The following is a 1,733-nucleotide window of genomic DNA, read 5'->3' as shown; positions in this document are numbered from 1 at the left end:
GATCCAGACCGACATTCAAACTCAGTGATGGTCTCGAAGCTCTCGTCCGGCACGGCCGGCTGGGTGAGAATTCGAGGCTCCGGCGCCTGCTTGCTACCGCTCAATGACCGAGTGGGGTTGTGCTCCTTGCCTGTTGATCGTGGGGCATGCAGGGCCATCGCCGGGTGAGATGCGTCCTGTTAGGAACCCGGCGACTCGGCATCTGCCGTTGTGCAGGCGTGATGCGGAGATCCCTGTTGGTGAATGTCTGGTATTGCATCGACTCCCGCGACGGAATTTCCCACGCCGGACATGGGACAGAGATCGTCGAGCAGACGGGAGTTGGATCGTTGAAGTTGCGGCTGGGTATCGATGTCGCCTGTCGGGCAGCGCACCAGGCCAGCCTGGCCGATGAGCAAGGCAAATTCCTATGGTCAGGTCGTAAGTTCCGCACCACCACCAGCGACCTGCAGCGACTGTGGTCGATGCTGCCGACCGGGGCGGATTCGTCCTCGATCACCATCATCATGGAGCCCACGCGCAACGCCTGGGTTCCGTTGGCGGCCTGGTTCCGCCGCCAGGGCGCCACCGTGGTTCTGGTGCCGCCAGAACAATCTGCCGATCTGCGCGACTACTACTGCAAACACACCAAGTCCGACCGCTTGGACTCGAAAGTTCTTGCCCGGATCCCACTTCTGCATCCCGAGGGCATGCACACCGCGACCGGGCTCGGGCCCGGCGACACGATGCGCAGAGCGGTCAAACTGCGCTCCAACCTGGTCAAACGCCGCACCAGCATCCTCGCGCGATTGGATGCGCTGCTCGAACTCCTCGGACCAGGCTGGCACGCGGCACTCGGCGCGGACCTGGCCAACAAGACCCCACTGCGGTTCCTCGCGCATTACGCCGACCCGCACGTAGTCATCCGGTTGGGCCGGGCCCGGCTGTCACGATTCCTCACCCGCCATTCTCGTGGCAGCTGGCGCGAGGAGAAAGCCGACCAGCTCATAGCCGCAGCCCGGGAAACGCTCGACCTCTGGGCCGATGGACTGGACTTCCCGGAGCTGGCCGACGATATCGCGATCGAGGCCCGGCTGGCTTTGCAACTCACCGACGAAATCAAGGAACTCGAAACCCGTATCGCGGCACTGCTGGACAAGGCCGACCCGGGCGGCATCGTCTGCTCGGCGCCCGGGGTCGGCCCGATTCTCGCAGCCCAGATCCTGGGACGTCTGGGTGACCCCAACCGCTTCGATTCCCTGGCCGCGATCCGTTCCTTCAGTGGACTGGTGCCAAAGCTCGATTCCTCAGGCTTGAGCGGAAGACACGGTGGGCCAACGAAATCCGGAGACGCCTGCCTGCGCGAAGCACTGTTCATGGCAGCCGAACAGGCCCGGCGCAGCGATCCCTCGCTGGCGGCGAAATACCACCGGCTCATGACCGAGACCGGCAAACACCACAACTCCGCGGTCTGCCATCTCTCCACGACCCTGCTCACCCGCATCGCCGCCTGCTGGCGCCGCAGCGAGCACTACGTCATCCGCGACGTCGACGGCAGCCCGCTCACACCCGAACAAGGCCGTCAGATCGTCGCTAACCGATACACCGTCCCCACCGACATCCGCGCCGCCCGCCGCACCACCAGTGCGGGGACGGGCCGACGACACAAGGAGTCGCGTAGCGCTCCACCGACCGACCCGTCAACAACCAAGGCTACTAGCCTTCCACCGAGTTGACATCCGTTAGGAACTCAA

At 64.4% G+C, this 1,733-nt stretch carries 1 protein-coding gene; it reads left to right on the top strand.

What is annotated here, in order from left to right; genetic code table 11:
• Positions 1 to 329 precede the first annotated feature (329 nt).
• Positions 330 to 1,715 carry an IS110 family RNA-guided transposase gene (locus ACL03I_RS39265; RefSeq protein ID WP_412808635.1) on the top strand — a complete coding sequence of 462 codons (1,386 nt, stop codon included), beginning with the start codon at positions 330 to 332 and terminating at the stop codon, positions 1,713 to 1,715.
• The last annotated feature ends 18 nt before the right edge of the window (positions 1,716 to 1,733 follow it).

Origin of the sequence: Nocardia sichangensis, from assembly GCF_047200615.1 — a bacterium.
GTDB classification, from domain to species: domain Bacteria; phylum Actinomycetota; class Actinomycetes; order Mycobacteriales; family Mycobacteriaceae; genus Nocardia; species Nocardia sichangensis.
Note: the sequence above shows the minus strand (reverse complement) of the source record. Positions and strands in the feature narration are given on the sequence as shown.